This window comes from Rhodopseudomonas sp. B29 (genome assembly GCF_000333455.1).
Taxonomy (GTDB): domain Bacteria; phylum Pseudomonadota; class Alphaproteobacteria; order Rhizobiales; family Xanthobacteraceae; genus Rhodopseudomonas.
The window spans coordinates 1-2,213 of sequence record NZ_BADD01000041.1 but is presented as its reverse complement, the minus strand read 5'-3'; the positions used below and the strand labels follow the sequence as shown (position 1 = coordinate 2,213).

The 2,213-nt window shown below is 67.0% G+C and carries 3 protein-coding genes and 1 pseudogene; all 4 read right to left on the bottom strand.

Annotated features, from left to right (window positions below; all coding sequences use genetic code 11):
* A partial coding sequence (locus I5M_RS31140; RefSeq protein ID WP_148287802.1) for an ATP-binding cassette domain-containing protein occupies nucleotides 1-169 on the bottom strand: 169 nt, incomplete at its 3' end.
* Nucleotides 166-930, bottom strand: coding sequence for an ABC transporter ATP-binding protein (locus I5M_RS01315; RefSeq protein WP_022719755.1), 765 nt, complete (start codon nucleotides 928-930; stop codon nucleotides 166-168). The genes I5M_RS01315 and I5M_RS31140, both read right to left, overlap by 4 nt.
* Nucleotides 927-1,787: a branched-chain amino acid ABC transporter permease gene (locus I5M_RS01310; protein WP_022719754.1), complete on the bottom strand. Its 861-nt coding sequence runs from the start codon at nucleotides 1,785-1,787 to the stop codon at nucleotides 927-929. The genes I5M_RS01315 and I5M_RS01310 overlap by 4 nt, the downstream gene beginning before the upstream one ends.
* A pseudogene (locus I5M_RS01305) lies at nucleotides 1,787-2,213 on the bottom strand (branched-chain amino acid ABC transporter permease); the annotation flags it as partial. The pseudogene I5M_RS01305 and the gene I5M_RS01310, both read right to left, overlap by 1 nt.

The following is a 2,213-nucleotide window of genomic DNA, read 5'->3' as shown; positions in this document are numbered from 1 at the left end:
CGGCCGGCACCGCACCCCTGTTGGCGAGCAGCAGCGTGGTCTTGCCGGCGCCGTTGGCGCCCAGCACGGTGACGATCTCGCCGTCGGCAACCTCGAGCGACACGTTGTCGAGCGCGGTGACGCCGCCATAGGCGACGCTGAGATCGGACACCGACAGGATCGCGCTCATGCGGCCTGCTCCGTTCCCAGATACGCAGCACGGACCAGCGCATCGCGCTGCACCTGGGCCAGCGTGCCCTCGGCGATCTTCTGGCCGAAGTTCAGCACCACGACGTGGTCGCAGATCGTGTCGACGAATTGCATGTCGTGCTCGACGATCAACAGCGTGATGCCGCGCTGCTTGAGCAACGCCAGATGCGACGTCAGTGCCGCCGTCTCGACCGGGTTGAGGCCCGCGGCCGGCTCGTCGAGCATCAGCAGCGAGGCGCCGGCGAGCGTGGCGCGGACGAGGTCGATTCGCTTGCGGATGCCGTAAGGCAGTTCGCCCACCATGGCGTCGGCGTAGGCGGCGAGGCCCATCTCGTCGAGCGCAGCGATCGCCTCCTGGCGCCAACGGTGGCGCGGAATCAGCCGGAACGGCGTCAGCAGATCGATCAGGCCGGAGGCGCGGACGTGCTGGCCGACCAGCAGATTCTCCCACACGGTGAGATGCTGCATCAGCCGGACGTTCTGGAAGCTGCGGGCGATGCCGAGCTTGATGCGGCGGCGCGACGCCATCCTGGTGATGTCGCGGCCCTCGAACGTGACCAAGCCGGAGTCCGGAATGAACACGCCGCTGATCATGTTGAAAGCGGTGGTCTTGCCGGCGCCGTTGGGGCCGATCAGGCCGAGCGTTTCGCCGCGCTCGACCTTGAAGGTGAGATCGCGGATGACGTTGAGACCGCCGAAGGATTTCGACACGGCTTCGACGGTGAGCAGCGGCGCCGTCATGGCCGCACCTTGGCAGTCGCGGGATCGCGGCGCATCCATCTGGTCAGATCGCGCAGCAGCGCCGGCGTCACCAGTCCCTGCGGCCGAACCGCCATGAAGCCGACGATCATCGCGGCGAACAGTACGTAGCGCCACGCCTCGCCGGCGCGCAGCAGCTCCGGCACGATGCTGAAGAACACCGCGCCGATCAGCGGGCCCCACACCGTCTGGGTACCGCCGAGCAGCACGTACAGCACCGTGAAGATGCTGAGCCCGACGTTGAAGTGCTGGGCCTCGATGAAGCTGAAATGATGCGCGTAGAGCCCGCCGCCGATGCCGGCGATGACGGCGCCGAGCGTAAAGGCGGCAACCTGCAGGGCGCGGACGTTGAGCCCGAGCAGATCGGCGACCAGACGATCGTTCTTGATCGCCGTGAGATACAGCGTGAAGCGAGTCTGCGACAGCGCCACCACGAACAGCACGACAGCGGCGGTGACGCCGAACACCGCGGCCGGCGGCGCGTAGGTCGAGACCGGATAGCCGGCAGCGGCGCCGACGACTTCGAGATTGAGGAACACCGCCGAAATCACCTGGCCGAGCGCGAAGGTCGCGAGCGCCAGATAGATGCCGTGCGTGCGCAGGATCGGCACCGCGACGATCAGCGCCAGCACGCCCGCGGTGACGCCGCCGGTCGGAATTGCTGTCGCCAGCGACCAGCCCATCTCATTCGTCAGATAAGCGGCCGTATAGGCGCCGACCGCCATGAAGCCGGCGATGCCGAGATTGAGCTGGCCGGCGACCAGCGGCAGATACACCGCATAGGCCGCCATGATGTTGAAGCACAGGATGATCAGGACGCCGGTCTGATAGCCGCTCATCACAGCTTCTCCCGGATCGCCGGGCGGCCGAACAAGCCGTGCGGCCGCAGGATCAGGAGTAGCAGCAGCGAGCCGTAGACTGCGATGTTGACGGTGTCGGCACCGAACGCCCAGATCGAGCCGACCTCGATGATGCCGATGATCAGTCCGCCGATCACCGCTCCCCAGACGCTGCCCATGCCGCCGATGATCATGGCGGCGACGCCCTTGAAGCCGACGCCCTCGCCCATGAACGGCGACACCTGCAGATAGGACAGCGCGAACATCACGCCGCCGAGTGCGGTGAACAGCGCGGTGAGCACGAAGATCTTCGGCACCAGCCGACCGACATCGACGCCGAGCAGCACCGCGGTCGAGCGGCTTTCGGCGGTGGCGCGGATCTGCCGACCCAGATTGGTCTTGCCGAGCACGATCGACAGCCCGATC

Bases quoted from the DNA above. Each gene is read 5' to 3' on its own strand.
- I5M_RS01315 (WP_022719755.1), bottom strand. From the start codon at position 930: ATGACGGCGCCGCTGCTCACCGTCGAAGCCGTGTCGAAATCCTTCGGC.
- I5M_RS01310 (WP_022719754.1), bottom strand. From the start codon at position 1,787: ATGAGCGGCTATCAGACCGGCGTCCTGATCATCCTGTGCTTCAACATC.